The following is a 20,179-nucleotide window of genomic DNA, read 5'->3' as shown; positions in this document are numbered from 1 at the left end:
AGGAACAATGCAATTGCCGTGCCGGTTGAAGAGGTGCGGCTGCGCGGCTCCTTGGACCCCGCTACGCCGCTCTGCGCGCCGTCCGCGCGAGCGTGGCGGTGCTTTCCAGCAGCGCCAGCAACCGCGCCTCGTCGGTACGCAGGCGCACCGCTGTACGCGGTGCCGGTAAAGCCTGCAATGCGTCGGCCATGAACGCGGCCAGCACGTCCGGATGCACATAGCACTTGCGGCAGACCGCCACCGTGTTGCGCAGCCGCTGCGCCACGCTGCGAATCACCTCCACCATCGCCTTCTTGCGTGCCGCCTCGGTATCGGCGCGGGTCTTGCGCAGCAGCGCCAGCGCATGCACGCTGCCCGCCCATGTACGGAAGTCCTTGGCCGTGAACTCGCCGCCCGTCACCTCCTGCAGATAGGCGTTGACATCGGCCGAGCCGATCTCGCGTACCTCGCCGTCGCTGTCCTTGTACTTGAACAACTGCTGGCCCGGCAGGTCCGCGCAATTGCGCACCACTCGCGCCAGCCGCGCGTCGTTGACCGACACGTCATGCGTGACGCCGCTCTTGCCGGTGAACTGAAAGCGCAGGCGGCTGCCTTGCACGGCGACGTGCCTGCGCTTCAGCGTGGTCAGCCCGTAGGTGCGGTTCTGGGCCGCGTAGCGCGGCGTTCCAACGCGCACCAGCGTGGCGTCCAGCAGCGTCACCACGGCGGCCAGCACTTTCTCGCGCGGCATGCCATTGCGCGCCAGGTCGCGGGCAACCCGGCGGCGCAGATGGGGCAGCGCCTGCCCAAAGGCCATCAGCCGTGCGTACTTGTCGGCGTCGCGCAGTGCGGCCCAGTCGGGGTGATAGAGATACTGCTTGCGGCCGCGCGCGTCCCGGCCCGTGGCCTGCAAGTGGCCGTCGGGGTCCGGGCAGATCCAGACCGATTCGTAGGCGGGCGGAATTGCCAGCGCATCGATGCGTGCCTGTGTGTCGGCGTCCACGCGCTTGCCGTCAGGCATGACATACGTGAAACCCTTGCCTGCACGCCGACGGGAAATGCCGGGCTGCCTGTCGTCGACATGATGCAGTCCCGCCTTGCGCAGGGTTGCATCGAGCGAAGGGGCCGGGGTGTCGGGCTTGGCGACGGCGGTTGTGTTCATGTGCATGCGCGTACGCATGAGCCATGCCATCGCGCTTTGGCCTCCCTACCGGGGTGACGCCTGTCATCCTTGCACTTTTTACCGATCGAAATCGGTGGCCGCTGGCCTGCTTTTGCAAATTGTGCTGCCCGACGGGAATGCTTCTTGCGCGACTAGCTGGGCGTACATGCCGCCATCCATCTCGCCAATCGGCAAATGAAGGAGCCTCGTCATGCCCGAACATCGCAACCCGGAACGCACGCCCCGGCGATGGCCACGCCACGTGGCAGCCGCCGCCCTCGCCCTGTGCGGCTTAGCAGCCGCGTCGTTGGCACCCGCCGCACCGCCCGTCGCCGATGCACCGCTGGCACCCACTCCGCCAAAGGCCGCCAAGCCGCCAGCCGCATCGCTGTCCACCGACGACCTGCGCTTTTTGGATGAAGCGCAGATGACCAGCCACCTGGAGATCTCGGCCAGTGAAATGGCGCTCGAAGTGTCGAAGGATCCGAAGATCCACGCATTCGCGCAGCAGATGGTGGCAGAACACAAGGAGGCGCTCGGCAGATTGCGCAGCCTCGCCGCCGACAAGGGCATCACCCCGCAGGATCGCGTGCCCGAGGCGCCGGAGTTGACCCGGCTGAAATCCCTCAAGGACGACGAATTCGACCAGGCCTATATCCGGACCATTGGCATCGACGCGCACGAGCAGGCCGTACTGCTGTTCCAGAACCAGGCCACGCGCGGCAAGGATCCCGCCCTGCGCGCCTTCGCCGCCCGCATGCTGCCGGGGCTGCGCGACCACCTGAAGCAGGCGCGCAAAATGGACCGGCGCGTGACCGCCGGCCGCTGACCCACGGTCGAGCGCCGCGCTACGCCGCGCCGCGCCCGCCCGGCGGCTGCGCGGCAATGACCTGGGGATCGTTCTCGTCGTCGCCGGCCAGCACCGCCTCGCGCGCCTTGTCCTCGCCGCCGTCGCCATTGCGCTCGGGCTCCAGGCCGTCGTCTTGATGCGGGGTCTTTGGCGCGGTCGATGCCTTGGACGGCCGCGCAGCCACAGCGGGCCCGGTACGGGCCTCCGTCACCATCTCGCGCAGCCAGCCCAGCAGCAGCTTGGTATAGGCACGCTGGCTGTCCTCGCTGGTCAGTCCGTGGTCGGCGCCCTTGAGCACGCGGTATGTGATCGAACTGGCCTGGATACAGGCATCCACGTAGCTCAGCACCGCGGTGTGCGGCACGATATTGTCGTGCTGCGATGCCACCACCAGCACGTCGCCCTTGAAGTTGGTGCAGGCGCGCAGCGCGCGATTGGTGTCGGCGGCCACCACCTTGCGCCGGTATGCCACGAGGTCCTGGTCGCGGTGCAGTTGCCGCTTGGGCGATTCCCAGCCTTCGTCCATGTATAGCGCCGGGGCACGAAACGCGAGCCACCGCACGGGCCTGAGTTCGCACAGCACCGCGGCCAGATAGCCGCCGTAGCTGCTGCCCACCACCGCAATGGCGTTGCGGTCCACCTCGGGATGCCGCACCAGCATGTCGTAGGCCGCCAGCACGTCAGCCAGGTTGCGCATGCGGCTGACCGTCTCGTACTGCGAGGACGTGCCGGCGTGGCCGGTCAGGTCGAACGTCATGCAGACCGCGCCCAGCCCGGCCACTTCCCGGGCGCGGGCCAGGTACTGCTGCTGGCTCCCGCCCCAGCCATGCACGAACAGCACGCCGGGCAGCTTGGTGGCGGGCGAGATCACGGTGCCCGCGATCATCCCCCCTTCGGTATGGATCTGGATCGATTCTTCATGAGTGGCCATCGGATGCTGACTCCAGTCTTGCGTATTTGGTCAGTGCGCCGACACTGCGGTCTTCTCCCTGAAAGTAGACGTCCGCGTCGTCGGGTACGGGTGCGTCCTTGCCGTAGATCTCGCGCGTACACGCGGTGGCGCGCATGCATTGCGGATCGTCGCGGAACGCGGCCAGCGCCGCCAGCTCCGCGCCCGTGGCGCCGCCCACGCGCCACGACTGTTCCAGCACGCCCAGCCGCCGCCGGCCGTTGTCGATACCGAACGCCACGTCGTAGTTGCAGCGCGACATCAGCGAGCCGGGAAAGCATTCGATGGCCGCCGCGTGATAGGCCATCGCGGCCTGCACGGCGTCGCGCAGGTGCACTTCGAGCGGATGCGTCAGCAGATCTCCCAGCGTGCCACGCACCACGCTCAGCGTGGACCCGCCATAGACCTTCCGGCCCGTGTTGTCGGGCGTCAGATCCTGCGTGCCGCAGTAGCTGGCGCACAGGTCGCCGATCTGTATCTGTCCCACGCTGAACGTGATCACGTCGTCGAGATTGCGCTCCAGCACCAGCCCTTCGCGCTTCACGCGCTCAGCGTCCAGCGCCTGCAGCGCCCGGTCCAGCTCCGCCTCGTTCGCCACCACCTGCTGGCCGAGCCCGCCGATCCCGCACGGCTCCTTGACGCGGACCTTGCCATCGCGAAGCATCCCCCGCGCGGCGCGCCTGGCGTCATCGAGCGAGAATGCCGTGAAGCCCGGCAGCACGTGCCCTTGGATGCGTGCGGCAAACGTGTCGCTCCACCCTGCGGGGGCCGCAGCGTCGGGCGCCACCCGCCCGTGCGAGATGGCCTTGGTGGCGATGAACGCGTGGGGCACCACACCGCCCAGCAGGTCGTCCAGCCCGGCGATGCCAAGCTGGCGGGCGCTGTCGACGCCGGTCAACGTATCGGCCGGCACGAAATAAAGCCTGCCGTCCGCGGGGCGGTGCGTGGCCGCGTCGTAGCTGCCGGCAAACGTGAAGCCCGCCAGCCTCGCCACCCGTTGGGCAATGCCTTTGAGCGTGGCGCCCTGGTGACTGTCCGGATCATCGCAATCGGCGCGGCCGTACACCACCACGCGTACGTCGCACTGCTGCGGATCGGGCTCCGGGGCGGCGTCCATGGCCACCGCAGTCGCTGATGCATCGGGAGTCGGGGTTGCCAAGTCGGGCTCCTCTGCGGCCAGGCCGCGTGTTGTCGTTTCAGCGTTTCAGATACGGGTATTGGCGGGCTACGCCGTGGCTGGCGCCTGCGCGTCATCAGCCTCCTTGCGGCGAGCATGCCGCACGCGGGACTTTTCGGCGTGATTCACCCGGGCTTCGTCGATCGAATGGCTGCACTTGACATCGCCCTCCTCGTCGGCCAGTTCGGCCAGATGGCGGTAGAACTTCACCAGCTGGCGCAGTTCTTCCTCGTCAAGGTCCTCGATGGCCACGAGGTGGTTGCTGGCCTCGCGGTGCGACGCCAGCAGTTCGTTGAGCTTCAGGTGAACCGCTATGGCATCCTTGTTCTGGCTTTGCTGGATCAGGAACACCATCAGGAAGGTCACGATGGTGGTGCCCGTGTTGATCACGAGCTGCCAGGTTTCGGAATAGCCGAATAGCGGCCCGGTAACCGCCCAGGCCAGGACGACCAGGACGGCAAGCGCGAAGGCCACCGGCGACCCCGCCTGGCGGGTTGCGGCGCCGGCGAAGCGGTCGAACAGTTGAAACAGACGGCGCTGCGTGGGCTGATGTTGCATGAAACGCTCCCGTGGCAAGGCAGGACTGTCTACATTGTAGGGAGCACCCCAACGCAGTTTCAGTCGGTGGCGTCCTACAAGGATGTCATCCGGCACCGTGACATGTCGTTTTTACAAGCAACGATCCGGAGACCGGGTGCCCCGGTGGGCATGGCGATTGCGTCTCACCGGCTATCCGGGCGCGGCGTTACCGCCGCGCACCATCACTTACCAGACAAGGACCGCCATCATGCAAACGGAAAGCGAAGCACCCCGCCGTACCAGCCCCGACGACGAAGACGAACTGCTGCGCGAGCGTGTAGGCACCTGTATCGCGGAGTTTTGCGGCGGCGACATGCCGGACGGCGTGGCAGTCCATGTGGTGGAACGCCGCGTGACCATCACCGGCCAGGTCGAAGACATCGATATCGCCCAGCGCATCGAAAAGGCCGCCTCGACGCCGCCGGGCATCCTCGGCGTGTCTAACCAGCTTACGACGCGCGTTCCGCCGCCACGCGAGAGCCCCGGGCAACCGCCGCAGGCCACGGGCATGCGCGCCGATCCGGCGGAAAAGCCACCCGGCCAGATCAATCACAAGGTATAGCAACGAATACGGCCCCGCCCCCTGATGAGGGGAACGGGGCCGCGCAAGCCGGCCAGGCGCCGGCAATGGCTTCAACCCAGGCCGGTCAGGCCCACGGGTCGTACCGGTCCTTTTCCCAGTATGGCGAAATGCCGTAGTACTCGTGGATGCTGGTGGCCCACTGCGAATTCGCCATGGTGGGCCAATGCTCCTTGTCGAAGCCCGGCGCTGCCTTGATGCGCTCCTTTTCAATTCCGAGCACAAAGCACTTGCGACGCGTGTCCAGCGTCAGCGCCGACCATGGCAACGCATGGAGCTTTTCCCCGATACCCAGGAAGCCGCCCATCGCCAGAACGGCGTAGGCGATACGGCCGCCGAGCACGTCGAGCATGATGTGGTCGATGGTGCCGATTTCCTCGCCGGACGGATCGACCACCTTGTTGCCTTCGAGCGTGTCGGACGCCATCACGAACGGTCCGCATCCGGCCGTGGTCTGGTCGACGTCACCAATGATTGACGCGCCGCGCGGCGGCGTACCGGCGGGCGGAGTCTGCGGGTCCATGGGCTTCATGAGCGGTTCCTCCAGGTGTGGAAGTTGAACGGCAAATCACTGCAAAGTCAAAAGACGCCGGCGGTGGCCAATCCGCCATACGTGCCATACATGTCAGGCCGATACAGGTCAGCGCCCCGCCGGCACCGGAGGAGCCAGCGGATCGAAGTCCTCCCAGCGGCCATCGCGCCACTGGCCTTCCGCGCGCTCGACATCACGTGCGCCGCCACGGCGCAATTCGCTGGCCACCAGCGCCGTATTGGCGTCGCTGACATGGGCGGCCAGCAGCACGCCGGCGTGCCGCACCGGGCCTGCGCCCCGATCAGTGCCGGCGAGCGCGCCCATCAGCGAGCCGGCATAGGCACCCACGCCGGTGGCAAACGCCATGACCAGCACCAGCACCCACGGCTGCACCGACGCCGCGCCGAACCAGGCGCGGGCCGCCGCCACCAGACAGATCCCGACCGCAAAACCCAGCACGGCACCGATCAGGATGCCTCGCCCGGCGCCGGGGCCGGCCTCTCGCGCGCCGGCGTCCACGGCCTCGTCACCCCCTATCGGAAAAGTGCCGTGCTGACCGGGCGGATTCACATAGAACATGGTCAGATCGTCCTGCCTGACGCCCTTGGCCATCAAACGTGATGCAGCAGTCTCGGCCCGGGCAAACGTTTCGAATCGTCCTGCGATGATCGTAGACATCCTGAGGCTCCGTTCAAAGGTATGTTGCAGTGCGAGGGTGGGGCAACGATCACATGGCGAACGCGCCGGGCGAGGAAATCGCCCTCGGCGATTCGTGCCCCGCCCGAATTCAACGCTTCTTGTCGCTGCGATCGCTGACGCCGGTGCGGTGTGCGGCGGCCTTTTCGCCGGCGGGCTGGTGTTCGCTGCCCTTCTTCAGCTTCCAGTCCACGTCGTCGCGGCGCGTGGCGGTCTGACGCTCGGCGTGTTCGGCGGCCCCGGGCGAGATCGGATCACTGGCCGGGAAGGTCATGTCCAGCGATTCATCCACAGCGGCCTGGTAGGTCTTGCCTGACTTGTCGGATTTGCCGGCGCCGGCCTTGTCCGCCGACTGGGTAGACGGCTTGTTCGACGGCTTGGCCGAAGGCTTTTGCGAACCCTTCGAAGCATGGGCGTGTGACATGGCATCTCTCCTGTTCGGAATCGAATTCGGGTCCCCTGTGTGCGGGGCTCCGTCCCTGAGCGATGCAAACGCCGGGCCAGCGCCGCAAACCGCGCGCACAGCCGTGACAGGGTGCGCACAGCGGCGCGTCATGTCGGGAATCGGCCGGAAAAAGTGAGAGAACGGCTCGCGGCGGCGCTGCAGATTGTGCGCCATCCGGTAAAAAGTGCTCAGGCCGGATGGGCGGCCGTCACGCGGGGAAAGCGCACAGCAATGCAGACCGTGACGTTGTCAGTGTCGCCACAGTTCTCGTTTTCGGCGGTCAGCGCGGCACCTTGCAGCTCAACCATACGGCGGGTCAGCAGCAGCGCGGTACTCTGGCGCGGCGAATGCCCGCCGCCGGCCGGCGCGCGGCGGCCGAAAAAGTCGCTCAGCGCGGCAAGCCTGCCTTCGCCCCGCGAGCGTTCCACGGGCGGGCTTTCGGTAATGCGGAACTTGACGAAGTCGGGTTCCGCGCTCAGATACACCCGTACCGATCCGCCTGCCGCAGCGCGCCAGATGCAGTGGACCAGCAGATGCCTGAGCAGCGGTCCGATGCGCAGGGCGTCGCCCGGCACCGTATAGCCGGCCTCCGCGTGGTCCTGGGCGTCCAGTGCCGCCAGGATGACCCCACGGGCCTCGGCGGCGGCACGCTTGTCCTCGATGGCCAGCCCCGCCAGCACGCGCAGATCGGTTTCTTCCCACGACGGGCCACGATCGTCGGCTAGCAGCCGCACCCCTTCTTCCATTTCCTCGATCAGCACCAGCTGCTGCTGCATGCCCGACCGCATGCCATCCAGCGCACGCTGTGCCGGCGCCGCCAGCGAATCGATCGAGCGGTCCAGCACATAGCTCCAGCTCTGGATCGCATTGAGCGACGACCGCAGGTCATGCGCGGCCTGCTCGATCAACGCGCTCACCTCGCCAATGCTGCGCACGGCGGGCGGGGCGTCGTCTGGGGCACCGCCACCGGCCGAAGGCGGCACGGCAGAGGAGGGAATGCGCGGAGCGTCAGTCATGTTCAGCCATCGGATCGGCAATCTTTTCGGAAACCGCCACTGGTTTCACACCACGCAAGAACCATGCACTGACACCGTCAGCCTGTCTTGCGCGCCACGGCGCATGCGCCCGCAGCCCTGCCCGACACGCCTCATGAGGCGGCAGGCGGGCTGGCGTCGCCGCCACGTGATGCCCGCAGCCATTCCGGCAGCTCGCCCTTGGCTGCATAGTCCTCCAGCCGGTTGTACAAAGTCTTCAAACTGATGCCCAGAATTTCCGCTGCATGCTTCTTCACACCGGCACATTGCTCCAGCGTGGCAAAGATGAGCTGGCGGTCGGCCTCGGCCAGCGACATGCCAACTGGCACCGACACCACGGCCGTGCCGGTGCTGGGCGCAGCCGCCACCTGCAGCGGGATCTGGACCTCGGTGATGACGTCCTGGTCGGCCATGATGTACGCGCGCTGCACGAAATTGCGCAGCTCCCGCACGTTGCCGGGCCACGAATGCATGCGCAGGCTTTCCAGCACGGCGGCCGAAAACCTGCGCTGCGTACCCTGCTCCGCGTTCAGTTGCTCCAGCATCGTGTTGGCGATCTGCACCACGTCGTCGCCACGGGCGCGCAGCGGCGGCAGTTCGATCGGGAACACATTGAGCCGGTGATACAGGTCGGCGCGCAGCTTGCCTTCGGCCACGGCTTCTTCGGGGTTGCGGTTGGTGGCGGCCAGCACGCGGACGTCGGCGTGGGTCTCGCGGTTGGTCCCCACCCGCATGAACGAGCCGGTTTCCAGCACGCGCAGCAGTTTCACCTGCAGCTCCAGCGGCATCTCGGTGATTTCGTCGAGGAACAGCGTGCCACCGTCGGCGCGCTCGAAGTAGCCCTTGTGCTGGCGGTCCGCGCCCGTGAAACTGCCCCGTTCGTGGCCGAACATCTCGGTCTCGATCAGCGTGGGCGAGATGGCCCCGCAGTTGACGGCCAGGAACGGCTGGCGCCGGCGCGCGGACAGCTCGTGAACGGTCTGGGCGGCCAGTTCCTTTCCCGTGCCGCTTTCGCCGATCAGCAGCACGGTGGCCTCGGTGGGCCCGACCTTGCTGAGCTGATCGTAGACCGTCTGCATGGCCTCCGAACTGCCCAGCAGGCGGCCAAAGCGCCCGTAGCGGCGCAGTTCGCCGCGCAGCGAATGCACTTCGGCCCGGAGTTCGCTGGTGGTGGCAATGCGCTTGAGTACCGTCTGCAGCCGCGTGACGTTGATCGGCTTGACCAGGTAGTCGGTGGCGCCCAGGCGCAGCGCCTCGACAGCCGATTCCACGCTGGCATAGCCTGTGGTCAGGATCACCTCCACCCCGGCGGAGCCGACTTCGTCGAACAGCTCCATGCCGTTGCCGTCTGGCAACCGCAGGTCGGCCAGGATGGCATCGGGCATGCGCCAGCCGATTTGCAGGCGCGCTTCGCGCAGGCTGTTGGCACTGGCCGAGGAAAAACCTTCGATCGCGACAATCTCCGCCAGGGCCGCACAGGCGTTTTCGTCGTCGTCAACGATCAGGATATGTGGCATAGGAAAGTCGGGTGGCGTCGTATGACCGGCGTCTGTTTGTCATGGACCTGCAGGTGGCGGCTGGTTGGCCAGGGCGAATGCGGACGGCACACGCCCAAGAATAGGCTGAAGTGTAACGACAGTCCCCTGGCCGTTATGCCGGTGTCCGTCTGACACGCCTGTGGGACCATGCCGCAACAGCGTTTCGGGCTGTAGCCACCCGGCGCGTGAACAGATAGCATGATAGACATCTTCCACCATTGCGACGCGCCTGCGCGCACCGGCCGCTCTCAGCGTTTCACGCGCCGGACCGCAGGCCCCGATCTGGCCACGCCCGTGTCAACCACCGCCACGCTCCCTTCCGGCCGTCCCGCCGCGCCGCCGCGCCCGGCGGGACGCCGCGCCGCACCCGCGCAGGTTTCGCTGCTGTGGGAAAGTACCTCGCCAGCCATGCAACGGCTGATCGGTCAGTTGAATCGTGTGGCGGCCACCGACGTCACGATGCTTGCCGTCGGGGAAAGCGGCAGCGGCAAGGAGGTGGTGGCGCGCGCGGTGCATGAACGCAGCAGCCGCCGGTCCGGCCCGTTCGTGGCGGTCAACTGCGGCGCCATCGCACCCACGCTGATCGAATCGGAGCTATTCGGCCACGAGAAAGGCGGTTTCACCGGCGCGCTGGAACAGAAGGCCGGCTATTTCGAGCAGGCCCAGGCCGGCACGCTGTTCCTGGACGAAGTTACCGAAATGCCGCTGGAGATGCAGATCAAGCTGCTGCGCGTGCTGGAAAGCCGCTCGTTCCATCGCGTGGGCGGCGATGCGCCGATGATCAGCGACGTGCGCATCCTGGCCGCCACCAACCGCGACCCCATGGACGCGGTGCGCGGGGGCCAGTTGCGCGAGGATCTGTTGTACCGGCTGGCGGTGTTTCCGCTGCATATTCCTCCGCTGCGCGAGCGGCCCGAGGACATCATCCCGCTGGCACGCCACTTCCTGGACGAGTTCAACGCGATGGAACAGACGGAAAAGTCTTTCTCGCCCGGCTCGCTGGAACGGCTGGTGCGCTACGACTGGCCCGGCAATGTGCGCGAGCTGAAGAACTCCATCTACCGCGCCTACATCCTCGCCGACCGTCAGGTCGAGATCGGCAATCCGGGCCTGGCCAGCCAGCCGCCCCGCCCCACCACCGTGGATGGGGTGGTCAGCGTGCGCGTGGGTACCACGCTGGCCGACACCCAGCGCGAGATCATCCTGGCCACGCTGGCCAAGTACGATGGCGACAAGCGCCAGGCCGCCAAGGCGCTGGGCATCAGCCTCAAGACACTGTACAACCGCCTCGACGTGTATCGGGCGGGCTGATCGCCCGGCTTTTCTTCCAGCCTTTCCGCGTTTCTCCCGCTGGCCGCGTTGCGCGTCGGCCGCATCCACTTGCCTGCCTCGGCGCCCCCCTTCGGGTGTCCGGAATGCAGCAGTCCCATCAGGGCATTCCTGCGTGCCCGACGTTTTGACCCTGTATTTCTTACATCGCTGACTCGGCAGCGGCGTTGGCGGCCCTCCGCGCCATCCCTTGCTGCACCGCACTTCCAGCGCAATGGCGGCGCCCGCCGTCCGCCTGGCACGTCCTCTGCATGTCCTTATGGAATTGACATGACGCGCGCCCGCCTGACCTACGGGCGCCCACGGCCAGAGGACGTGACGTGCGCATTTGCCAAATCAACCTGACGGAATCGCGGGCACTGGACGACGACGCACTGGTGCGCGCTGCCAGGCTCGGATTCGACCATATCCTGCTGGCCGGCTGGTCAGCCTCCCACTCCCGCCCCGACGTGCTGAAAGCGGCCTTTGAAGCGTGCCGCAAGCACGGCCTGGCGCCGCTGCTGGATCTTGCGCTGGACCGCCTTCCCGGCGACGCAGCGGCCATGCATGACGGCTGGGTCGATCATGCCCGCCCCGCCGGCAGCCCCGATGCCACCGACAACCATCTGCCCGGCGTTCGCGTGCGCTGGTTCGATGACGCCACGGCTGGGCAGTTGCTGGCCTGGTGGAATGCCCAGCTGGCCGATGCCGTGGCCGCAGGCGCCGCGGGCTTCTGCTGCAGGGCACCATCGCGGGTGGCGGGACGGCACTGGGCCGAACTGATCGAGTCGCTGCAACGCAACAACCTGCCTGGCAATGGCGGCAAACCGATTTTCCTGGCCTGGACTCCCGGCAGCACGCCGCAGCAACTTGATGACCTGGCAGCCGCGCCGTTCGACGGCGCGTTCTCGTCGCTGCCGTGGTGGGACTATCGCAGCGCCTGGCTGACAGAGGAAATCGCGCGCCTGCGGCGCTTTGGACGGGTGCTGGCCGCGCCCGCGCTGGCCCCTGACGGCGTTGACGTTTTGGCAGCCCGGCGGGCGTTGTGGACGGCCGCCGCCATCGGCGATGGATGGATGGTGCCTGCCGGTTACGAGACCGGCGCCGCTGCCGCGCATGGCGCGCTCGACACATCGCCCGGTGCACAGGCCGATGGCCATCCGGACGATATCGTCGACGCGCCCTACGACCTGACGCATGAACTGATGCAGGCCAACGCCTGGCTGGCCGCCCGCGATGACCAGCCCGCTGTGGCGGTGCGACAGGTCAGCGGGCCCGATGCCCCGTTGACGGTGCTGGCACGCGTGCCGCGCCACCTGGCCAACGGCGCCGCCGGCGAGCCGGCGCTGACCGTGGTGCTGAACCCCTGCCCCGTGAAGCCCGCGTCGTTTGGCGTCGATCGGGTGCTGAGCGGCCTGCCGCAGCCGTCGGCCACCTTGACACCCGTGGACGGCGGCCCCGGTGGCACGCTGGAAGACGGTCTCGACAACCTGAGCCCATGCAGCACGATCACGCTGCCGCCCGCCGATATTCGCCTGTTCGAGGCAGTGCCGGCGCCCGTGATCGCGACCACCGGACGCAAGGACGCGCGCAACGGTACGCGCAAATCCGCGGACCGGGAAGCCGACCGTGCGCTGGCCGCCGCCATGGAAGCGCCGCGCGTGGCTATCGAGAACCTGTCGCCCTCCACCGACAACGGCCGCTTTGCCGTGCGCCGCACGGTGGGCGAACGCGTGGAAGTCAGCGCCGATATCTGGATGGACGGTCACGACAAGCTGGCCGCCGTGGTGCTGTGGCGGGGTCCCGGCGAACAGGCATGGCACGCGGCGCCGATGGTCCACATCGTCAACGACCGCTGGCGCGGCAGCTTCCCGATGGTGGCCATGGGCCGTCATGAATTCACGGTCGAGGCCTGGCGCGACACCTTCGCCAGCTGGCTGGACGAAGTCGGCAAGAAGCGCAAGGCCGGCGTCAATATCAAGCTGGAAATCGAGGAAGGCGCGCGTCTGGTGGCTGCCACGCTGGGCACGCCGGAAGCCAGCGCCATTGCCGATGCCGGCGCCATCCGGGCCGACCTGTCGGCCGCGGCCGATGACGCCCTGCGCCTGGAAATCCTGCTCTCGCCGCGTACCGAGGCCGCCATGCGGGCGGCGATGGAAACCCCGGCGGGTCGTCCGTTCGCCAGCCGCTATCCAACCACGATGCCGGTCGAGGCCGATCGCCTGGCCGGACGCTTTGCCAGCTGGTACGAACTGTTCCCGCGCTCCGAGAGCGGCGACGTGAATCGCCACGGCACGTTCGACGACGTGATGCGCCGCCTGCCCGCCATTCGTGCGATGGGCTTTGACGTGTTGTATTTTCCGCCGATCCACCCCATCGGGCAGGCGCACCGCAAGGGGAAGAACAACAGCCTGAAGGCCGAACCCGGCGACGTGGGCAGCCCGTACGCCATTGGCAGTGCCGAGGGCGGGCACGACGCCATCCATCCGCAACTGGGCACGCTGGAGGACTTCCAGCGCCTGCGCAAGGCTGCCGCCGACTTGGGTATCGAACTGGCGCTCGACTTCGCCATCCAGTGTTCGCCTGACCATCCCTGGCTGCGCGAGCACCCCGAGTGGTTCTCCCATCGGCCGGACGGCACGCTGCGCTATGCCGAGAATCCGCCCAAGAAGTACGAGGACATCGTCAACGTCGATTTCTATGCAGCGCCACCGGGCGGCGAACAACTCTGGAAGGCGCTGCGCGACGTGGTGATGTTCTGGGCCGATCAGGGCGTGCGCATTTTCCGTGTGGACAATCCGCACACCAAGCCGCTGCCGTTCTGGGAATGGATGATCGCGGACGTGCGTGCCAGGCATCCGGACACGCTGTTCCTGGCCGAGGCCTTCACGCGGCCCAAGATGATGGCGCGGCTGGCCAAGCTGGGCTTTTCGCAGTCATACACGTACTTCATCTGGCGCAACACCAAGGCCGAGCTGATCGAGTACATGACCGAGCTGACGCAAAGCCCGCTGCGCGAGTTCTACCGCCCGCACTTCTTCGTCAACACGCCCGATATCAACCCCTTCTTCCTGCACGACGGCGGGCGCCCGGCGTTCCTGATCCGCGCCGCGCTGGCCACGCTGCTGTCCGGGCTCTGGGGCATGTACAACGGCTTCGAGGTCTGCGAGAGCGCGCCGCTGATCCTGAACGGCGTGGAGCGCGAGGAATACCTCGACTCCGAGAAGTATGAACTGCGCGTGCGCGACTGGCAGGCGCCGGGCAACATCGTCGCCGAGATCGCGCGACTGAACCAGATCCGCGCGAATCACCCGGCCCTGCAGAACCACCTGGGGCTGCGCTTCTATCACGCCAGCGACGACGCCGTGCTGTACTTTGCGCGCTTCGTGCCCACCGGGGCCGAACACGCCGGCGCATTCGGCGAAGACGTGCTGCTGGCCGCCATCAGCCTGGACCCGCGCACCGCGCGCGAGACCGACATCGAACTGCCGCTCTGGGAATGGGGCCTGCCGGACAACGCCGCGCTGGACGCCGAAGACCAGATGTTCGGCACCCGCTTCACGTGGCACGGCAAGCGCCAGCGCATCCGCCTGAACCCGCATGAACTGCCGTTCTCGCTCTGGCACGTCAAGCCCCAACAACAACCTGGAGACACGGCATGAAGCGACTCTCCGAGGGCGCCAACGCCGCATTGCTCAACGCCGATCCGCTCTGGTACAAGGACGCGGTGATCTACCAGCTGCACATCAAGTCGTTCCATGACGCCAATGGCGACGGCGTGGGCGATTTCGCCGGACTGCTTGCGAAGCTGGACTATCTGGTCAGCCTGGGCGTCGACACAGTCTGGCTGCTGCCGTTCTACCCATCGCCGCGCCGGGACGACGGCTACGATATTGCCGACTACCGCAACGTCCACCCCGACTACGGCACGCTGGCCGAGGCCAAGCGGTTCGTGTCGGCTGCACACGCCCGGGGCCTGCGCGTCATCACCGAGCTTGTCATCAACCACACGTCCGACCAGCACCCGTGGTTCCAGCGCGCGCGCCGCGCCAAGCCCGGGTCCGCCGCCCGCAACTACTACGTGTGGTCCGACAACGACCAGAAATACGCCGGCACCCGCATCATCTTCTGCGATACCGAGAAGTCCAACTGGAGCTGGGATCCCGAGGCCGGCGCTTATTTCTGGCACCGCTTCTACTCGCATCAGCCGGATCTGAACTTCGACAATCCGCAGGTGCTCAACGAAGTACTGTCGGTCATGCGCTTCTGGCTCGACATCGGCATCGACGGTCTGCGCCTTGACGCGGTGCCCTACCTGGTGGAGCGCGAGGGCACCAGCAACGAGAACCTGCCCGAGACCCACGAGGTGATTCGCAAGATCCGCCGCCATCTGGATGAACGGTATCCGGGCCGCATGCTGCTGGCCGAGGCCAACATGTGGCCCGAGGACGCCCAGCAGTATTTTGGCGGGGCCAGCGGCGGCGGCACCGCCGACAACACGGGCGCCGCCAGCCCGGACGGCGGCATCCAGGGGGACGAATGCCACATGTCGTTCCACTTCCCGCTGATGCCGCGCATGTACATGGCCATCGCGCGCGAGGACCGCTTCCCGATCACCGACATCATGCGGCAGACTCCCGAGGTGCCGCCGAACTGCCAGTGGGCGATCTTCCTGCGTAACCACGACGAACTGACGCTGGAAATGGTGACCAGCAGCGAGCGCGACTACCTGTGGGAGGTCTACGCTTCGGATCGCCGCGCCCGCATCAACCTCGGCATCCGCCGCCGGCTGGCGCCGCTGATGGAACGCGACCGCCGCCGCATCGAACTGATGAACAGCCTGCTGTTTTCGATGCCGGGCACGCCCGTGATCTACTACGGTGACGAAATCGGCATGGGCGACAACATCCATCTGGGCGACCGCGACGGCGTGCGCACGCCGATGCAGTGGTCGCCGGACCGCAACGGCGGCTTTTCGCACGCCGACCCCGAGCGCCTCGTGCTGCCGCCCCTGCAAGGCCCGTTGTACGGCTATGAGGCCGTCAATGTCGAAGCGCAGACGCGCGACCCGCATTCGCTGCTGAACTGGATGCGCCGCATGCTGGCGCTGCGCCGTCAGCACCGCGCCTTTGGCCGGGGTACGCTGCGCTTTCTGTTTCCGGGCAATCGCAAGATCCTGGCGTACCTGCGCGAGTACGACGGCGAGCACATCCTGTGCGTGGCCAACCTGTCGCGTGCACCGCAGGCCGTGGAACTCGACCTGTCGCAGTTCAATGGCCGCGTGCCCGTCGAAATGCTCGGCGCCACGCCCTTCCCCGCCATCGGCCAGCTGACTTACCTGCTGACGCTGCCGCCGTATGGCTTCTACTGGTTCGTGCTGAGCGAGGACGCGCAGCCGCCGTCCTGGCACGTCAACGCTCCGGAGCAGATGGTGGATCAGGTCACACTGGTGCTACAGAACCTGGGCGGACGTTCCGAACTGACCGACGCGGCGCGCCGCGTGCTGACCACCGAGGTCCTGCCGAACTACCTGGCGCGCCGCCGCTGGTTCGCGTCCAAGGGCGAGCGCATCGAGCGCGTGACCGTGGCCTATGCGTGGCCGGTGGCACGCGTGGGCAACAGCGAAGAAGTCTGGCACTGCGAGGTCGAAGTAACGCTGCCGGGCCGCACCGAGTGCTACCAGTTGCCGGTGGCTCTGCTGTGGGACCGCGAGAATACCGACGGCATGTCGCAGCTGATGACTGGCTTGTCGATGGCCCGCATCCGGCGTGGCGCCCGCGTCGGCGTGGCCACCGACGGCTTCGTGGTCGAATCCTACGCCCGCGCCGTGGTGCAGTCGCTGCGGGACAACGTCAGCGCCGAAACCCCGCACGGCACCATCCGCTACCTGGCCGAACCGGGACTCTCCGAGGCCCCGCTCGAAGACGAGCCAGTGCAGTGGATGTCGGCCGAACAATCGAACAGTTCACTGGCGTTCGGCAACACCGGGGTACTGAAGCTGGTGCGGCGCGTGGCCGGCGGCATCCACCCCGAAGCCGAGATGACACGCTACCTGACCAGCCATGGCTACACACATTCGGCACCGCTGCTGGGCGAAGTCGTGCGCACGGGCGCCGATGGCACGCCGCACACGCTGATGCTGCTGCAGGGCTACATCCTCAACCAGGGCGACGGTTGGGACTGGACCCTGGACTACCTGGGCCGGTCCATCGACGATGCCCTGCCAGCCGCCGAAACCGGCAACGAGGACGAGTTCGGCGAAGCCATGGCCGGCTACGCCACCATGGTCGGCACGCTGGGCAGGCGCCTGGCCGAACTGCATGCGGTACTGGCGCAGCCGACCGACGAAGACGCGTTCGCGCCGGTAGCCGCCACCGAAGCGCAGGCCACGGACTGGGCAGACGAAGCACTGCGCTCGCTGGAAGAGGCACTGGGCCTGCTCGAAGCGCGCCGTGCCAGTGCCACGGGCGCGTTTGCCGAAGACATCGACACACTGCTGGCCGCGCGCAACAAGCTGCCGCATCTGGTGTCGCGCCTGGCCGCCGCCGCGCCCGACAGCCTGCAGACCCGCATTCACGGCGACTTCCACCTGGGCCAGGTGCTGATCGCCCAGAACGACACGTATCTGGTGGACTTCGAAGGCGAGCCGCGCCAGCCGCTGGCTTTCCGCCGGCGCAAGACATCGCCGTTGCGCGATGTGGCCGGACTGTTGCGGTCCATCGACTACGCCGCCGCCACGGTCGGCACCGACCGCCAGGAGCGCACGCACGCCGCCCTGCCGCCGGCACAGGCCGAACGCCGGGCCGCGTTGCTGGACCGCTTCCGCAACACCGCCGGCGACGCGTTCCTGCACTGCTACCAGCAGGCCATGACGGCCGCGCCCCAGCCCTGGGCCGCGGCGGGCCAGTTGCAGCCGCTGCTGCACCTGTTCCTGCTGGAGCGTGCGGCTTATGAAGTGGGTTACGAGGCGGCCAACCGCGTGGCCTGGATCGACCTGCCGACCAGCGGTCTGGCGCGCCTGGTCCGCAAGCTCCTGGGAGAAGACCATGGCCAGGAATGATGCCGCCACGCTCGAATCGGCGGCCCCGACACTGCCGGGCCCGGTCATCGACGCGTTGCGCGAGGCGCGCCTGGCAGATCCGTTCGGCGTACTCGGCCCGCATCGCGACGAGCACGGCACGGTGGTCCGCGCCATCGTGCCCGGCGCAGCCGCCATCCAGTTGACCAGCGCCGATGGCGAATTCCTGGCCGACATGACGCTGCTGCACGCGGACGGCGTGTTTGCTGGCCGCCTGCCGGGCTTCGAAGATCGGCAGGCGACCGCCCCCGATTACCGCCTGCGCATCCGCTGGCCGGACGGCAGCGAGCAGTTCGGCGCGGACCCGTATGCGTTCGGGCTGCTGTTGGGCGATCTCGACCTGCACCTGTTCAACGAGGGCCGTCACCTGGAGCTGGGCAAATGCCTGGGCGCGCAATGCCTGACGATCGACGGTGAGCCGGGGGTCCGGTTTGCCGTATGGGCGCCGAATGCGCGGCGCGTGTCCGTGATCGGCGACTTCAATGGCTGGAACGCGGCGCGGCACCCCATGCGCCTGCGCCATGGCGCGGGTGTCTGGGAACTGTTCGTGCCGCAGGGCATGGGCATCGGGCCGGGCAGCCGATACAAGTACGACATGACCGGCCCGCACGGCGAAGTGCTGCCGGACAAGGCCGATCCGGTGGCACAAGCCACCGAATTGCCACCGGCCACCGCATCGGTGGTGGCGTGCGCCGGGCATGCCGCGCCGCCGTTCCGGTGGAACGACGCGGCGTGGATGGAGCAGCGCGCCAGCATCGACCCCTATGCCGCCCCGATGTCGGTCTACGAACTGCACGTGCTGTCCTGGCAGCGCGCGGCCAACGACAGCGGCCGCGGCTGGGAAATCCTGGCCGAGCGTCTGGTGCCTTATGTGCGCGACCTCGGCTTTACGCATATCGAACTGCTGCCCATCACCGAACACCCGTTCGGAGGATCGTGGGGCTACCAGCCGCTGTCGCTGTTCGCTCCCACGGCGCGCCTGGGCTCGCCCGAACAGTTCGCATCATTCGTGGATCGCTGCCACCAGGCCGGCATCGGCGTGATCCTGGACTGGGTGCCGGCGCACTTTCCGACCGACCCGCACGGGCTGGCAATGTTCGACGGCACCGCGCTGTATGAACACCAGGATCCGCGCGAGGGCTATCACCAGGACTGGAACACGCTGATCTACAACCTGGGCCGCAACGAAGTGCGCGGCTTCCTGCTGGCCAACGCCGTCCACTGGGTCGAACACTTCCATGCCGACGCGCTGCGCGTGGATGCGGTGGCGTCGATGCTCTATCGCGACTACAGCCGCAAGTCGGGCCAATGGGTGCCGAACCGTTTCGGCGGCCGCGAGAACCTGGAATCGGTGGCCTTCCTGCGCGAGATGAACACCGTGGTGCACGAACGTTGTCCCGGCGCGCTGACCATCGCCGAGGAATCGACCGCATGGCCCGGGGTCACGGCCAGCGTGGAATCGGGCGGACTGGGCTTCAACTTCAAGTGGAACATGGGCTGGATGCACGACACGCTGCGCTACCTGGGCCACGAGCCCATCCACCGCCCCTGGCACCACGGCGACATGACGTTCGGCATGGTCTACGCGTGGTCGGAGGCGTTCGTGCTGCCGCTGTCCCACGACGAGGTGGTGCACGGCAAGGGGTCGATGATCGGCAAGGCGCCCGGCGACGACTGGCAGCGCTTTGCCAACCTGCGCGCGTACTACGGCTTCATGTGGACGCACCCAGGCAAGAAGCTGCTGTTCATGGGTGGCGAGTTCGCGCAGTGGCGCGAATGGAACCATGACGAGGAACTGGACTGGGCGCTGCTCGACCAGCCCGCGCATCGCGGCGTGCATTCGCTGGTGCGCGACCTGAATCGCCTGTACCGCGACTTGCCGGCGCTGCACGCGATGGACCATCGGCCCGAAGGCTTCCAGTGGATCGTCGGCGACGACCACCAGAACAGCGTGTTCGCGTACCTGCGGCGCGCCGCGCCCGACAGCCAAGACGTGGTGCTGGCCGTCGTCAACATGACGCCGGTGCCGCGCCACGGCTATCGCCTGGGCGTGCCCTTCGCCGGGACATGGGAGGAATGCCTGAACACCGACGCTGAAATCTACGGCGGCAGCAACCTGGGCAACGGCGGGCACGTGCAGGCGGACGCAACCCCATCGCACGGCCAGCCCGCGTCGTTCTCGCTGACCCTGCCGCCACTGGCCACGCTGATTCTGCGATATGCGCCGGCCCATGCGGGCTGACATCCGAAGCGCGCGCCGCCCGCGCGGCGA

Annotated in this window: 15 protein-coding genes; 6 read left to right on the top strand and 9 right to left on the bottom strand. The window is 67.4% G+C overall.

Annotated elements, in window-relative coordinates:
• Nucleotides 1–61: 61 nt before the first annotated feature.
• Nucleotides 62–1,141 carry a DNA topoisomerase IB gene (locus tag BLQ58_RS12825; protein WP_092598762.1) on the bottom strand — a complete coding sequence of 360 codons (1,080 nt, stop codon included), beginning with the start codon at nt 1,139–1,141 and terminating at the stop codon, nt 62–64.
• A 211-nt stretch (nt 1,142–1,352) separates the two neighbouring features.
• Between BLQ58_RS12825 and BLQ58_RS12820 the strand changes: the two genes are divergently transcribed.
• Nucleotides 1,353–1,970: a DUF4142 domain-containing protein gene (locus BLQ58_RS12820; protein WP_092598404.1), complete on the top strand. Its 618-nt coding sequence runs from the start codon at nt 1,353–1,355 to the stop codon at nt 1,968–1,970.
• Nucleotides 1,971–1,989: 19 nt separating this feature from the next.
• Here the strand turns inward: BLQ58_RS12820 and BLQ58_RS12815 are convergent, their stop codons facing one another.
• The 3 genes from BLQ58_RS12815 to BLQ58_RS12805 form a co-directional block, all read right to left on the bottom strand.
• The gene (locus BLQ58_RS12815) at nt 1,990–2,922 is read right to left on the bottom strand and encodes an alpha/beta hydrolase family protein (protein ID WP_092598401.1); all 933 of its coding nucleotides are present in this window, start codon (nt 2,920–2,922) and stop codon (nt 1,990–1,992) included.
• Nucleotides 2,909–4,099 (bottom strand): DUF3182 family protein, encoded by a 1,191-nt coding sequence (locus BLQ58_RS12810; protein ID WP_254775922.1) that lies wholly within the window; start codon nt 4,097–4,099, stop codon nt 2,909–2,911. The genes BLQ58_RS12815 and BLQ58_RS12810 overlap by 14 nt, the downstream gene beginning before the upstream one ends.
• Nucleotides 4,100–4,165: 66 nt before the next feature.
• Nucleotides 4,166–4,675, bottom strand: a complete 510-nt coding sequence (locus tag BLQ58_RS12805) for a low affinity iron permease family protein (protein ID WP_092598398.1) — start codon at nt 4,673–4,675, stop codon at nt 4,166–4,168.
• Nucleotides 4,676–4,904: 229 nt separating this feature from the next.
• On the opposite strand from BLQ58_RS12805, the gene BLQ58_RS12800 reads away from it, so the two are divergent.
• Nucleotides 4,905–5,258: a BON domain-containing protein gene (locus BLQ58_RS12800; protein ID WP_092598755.1), complete on the top strand. Its 354-nt coding sequence runs from the start codon at nt 4,905–4,907 to the stop codon at nt 5,256–5,258.
• Nucleotides 5,259–5,343: 85 nt separating this feature from the next.
• Here the strand turns inward: BLQ58_RS12800 and BLQ58_RS12795 are convergent, their stop codons facing one another.
• From BLQ58_RS12795 to BLQ58_RS12775, 5 genes are all read right to left on the bottom strand, one after another.
• A complete protein-coding gene (locus tag BLQ58_RS12795) occupies nt 5,344–5,808 on the bottom strand; it encodes a PRC-barrel domain-containing protein (protein ID WP_092598395.1) in 465 nt (154 codons plus the stop codon).
• Nucleotides 5,809–5,916: 108 nt separating this feature from the next.
• Nucleotides 5,917–6,486, bottom strand: coding sequence for a hypothetical protein (locus tag BLQ58_RS12790; protein ID WP_092598392.1), 570 nt, complete (start codon nt 6,484–6,486; stop codon nt 5,917–5,919).
• 109 nt (nt 6,487–6,595) lie between these two features.
• A complete protein-coding gene (locus BLQ58_RS12785) occupies nt 6,596–6,928 on the bottom strand; it encodes a hypothetical protein (protein ID WP_092598389.1) in 333 nt (110 codons plus the stop codon).
• 209 nt (nt 6,929–7,137) lie between these two features.
• Nucleotides 7,138–7,965 carry a sensor histidine kinase gene (locus tag BLQ58_RS12780; protein WP_254775921.1) on the bottom strand — a complete coding sequence of 276 codons (828 nt, stop codon included), beginning with the start codon at nt 7,963–7,965 and terminating at the stop codon, nt 7,138–7,140.
• Nucleotides 7,966–8,096: 131 nt separating this feature from the next.
• On the bottom strand, nt 8,097–9,500 hold the full coding sequence (locus BLQ58_RS12775; protein WP_092598386.1) for a sigma-54-dependent transcriptional regulator: 1,404 nt from the start codon (nt 9,498–9,500) through the stop codon (nt 8,097–8,099).
• Between the two features lie 219 nt (nt 9,501–9,719).
• Here BLQ58_RS12775 and BLQ58_RS12770 point away from each other — a divergent pair, with 219 nt between their 5' ends.
• The 4 genes from BLQ58_RS12770 to glgB all read left to right on the top strand — a co-directional run bounded on the left by BLQ58_RS12770 (nt 9,720) and on the right by glgB (nt 20,149).
• On the top strand, nt 9,720–10,832 hold the full coding sequence (locus BLQ58_RS12770; RefSeq protein WP_254775920.1) for a sigma-54 interaction domain-containing protein: 1,113 nt from the start codon (nt 9,720–9,722) through the stop codon (nt 10,830–10,832).
• Between the two features lie 338 nt (nt 10,833–11,170).
• Nucleotides 11,171–14,491 (top strand): alpha-1,4-glucan--maltose-1-phosphate maltosyltransferase, encoded by a 3,321-nt coding sequence (locus tag BLQ58_RS12765; RefSeq protein ID WP_092598379.1) that lies wholly within the window; start codon nt 11,171–11,173, stop codon nt 14,489–14,491.
• Entirely contained in the window at nt 14,488–17,889 is a 3,402-nt protein-coding gene (gene treS / locus BLQ58_RS12760) for a maltose alpha-D-glucosyltransferase (RefSeq protein WP_092598376.1), read from the top strand. The genes BLQ58_RS12765 and treS overlap by 4 nt, the downstream gene beginning before the upstream one ends.
• The gene (gene glgB, locus BLQ58_RS12755) at nt 17,876–20,149 is read left to right on the top strand and encodes a 1,4-alpha-glucan branching protein GlgB (protein ID WP_092598373.1); all 2,274 of its coding nucleotides are present in this window, start codon (nt 17,876–17,878) and stop codon (nt 20,147–20,149) included. The genes treS and glgB overlap by 14 nt, the downstream gene beginning before the upstream one ends.
• Nucleotides 20,150–20,179: the final 30 nt, after the last annotated feature.

It is taken from the genome of Ralstonia sp. 25mfcol4.1 (assembly GCF_900104095.1).
Taxonomy (GTDB): Bacteria; Pseudomonadota; Gammaproteobacteria; order Burkholderiales; family Burkholderiaceae; genus Cupriavidus.
This window is presented reverse-complemented; position numbering and strand designations above follow the sequence as displayed.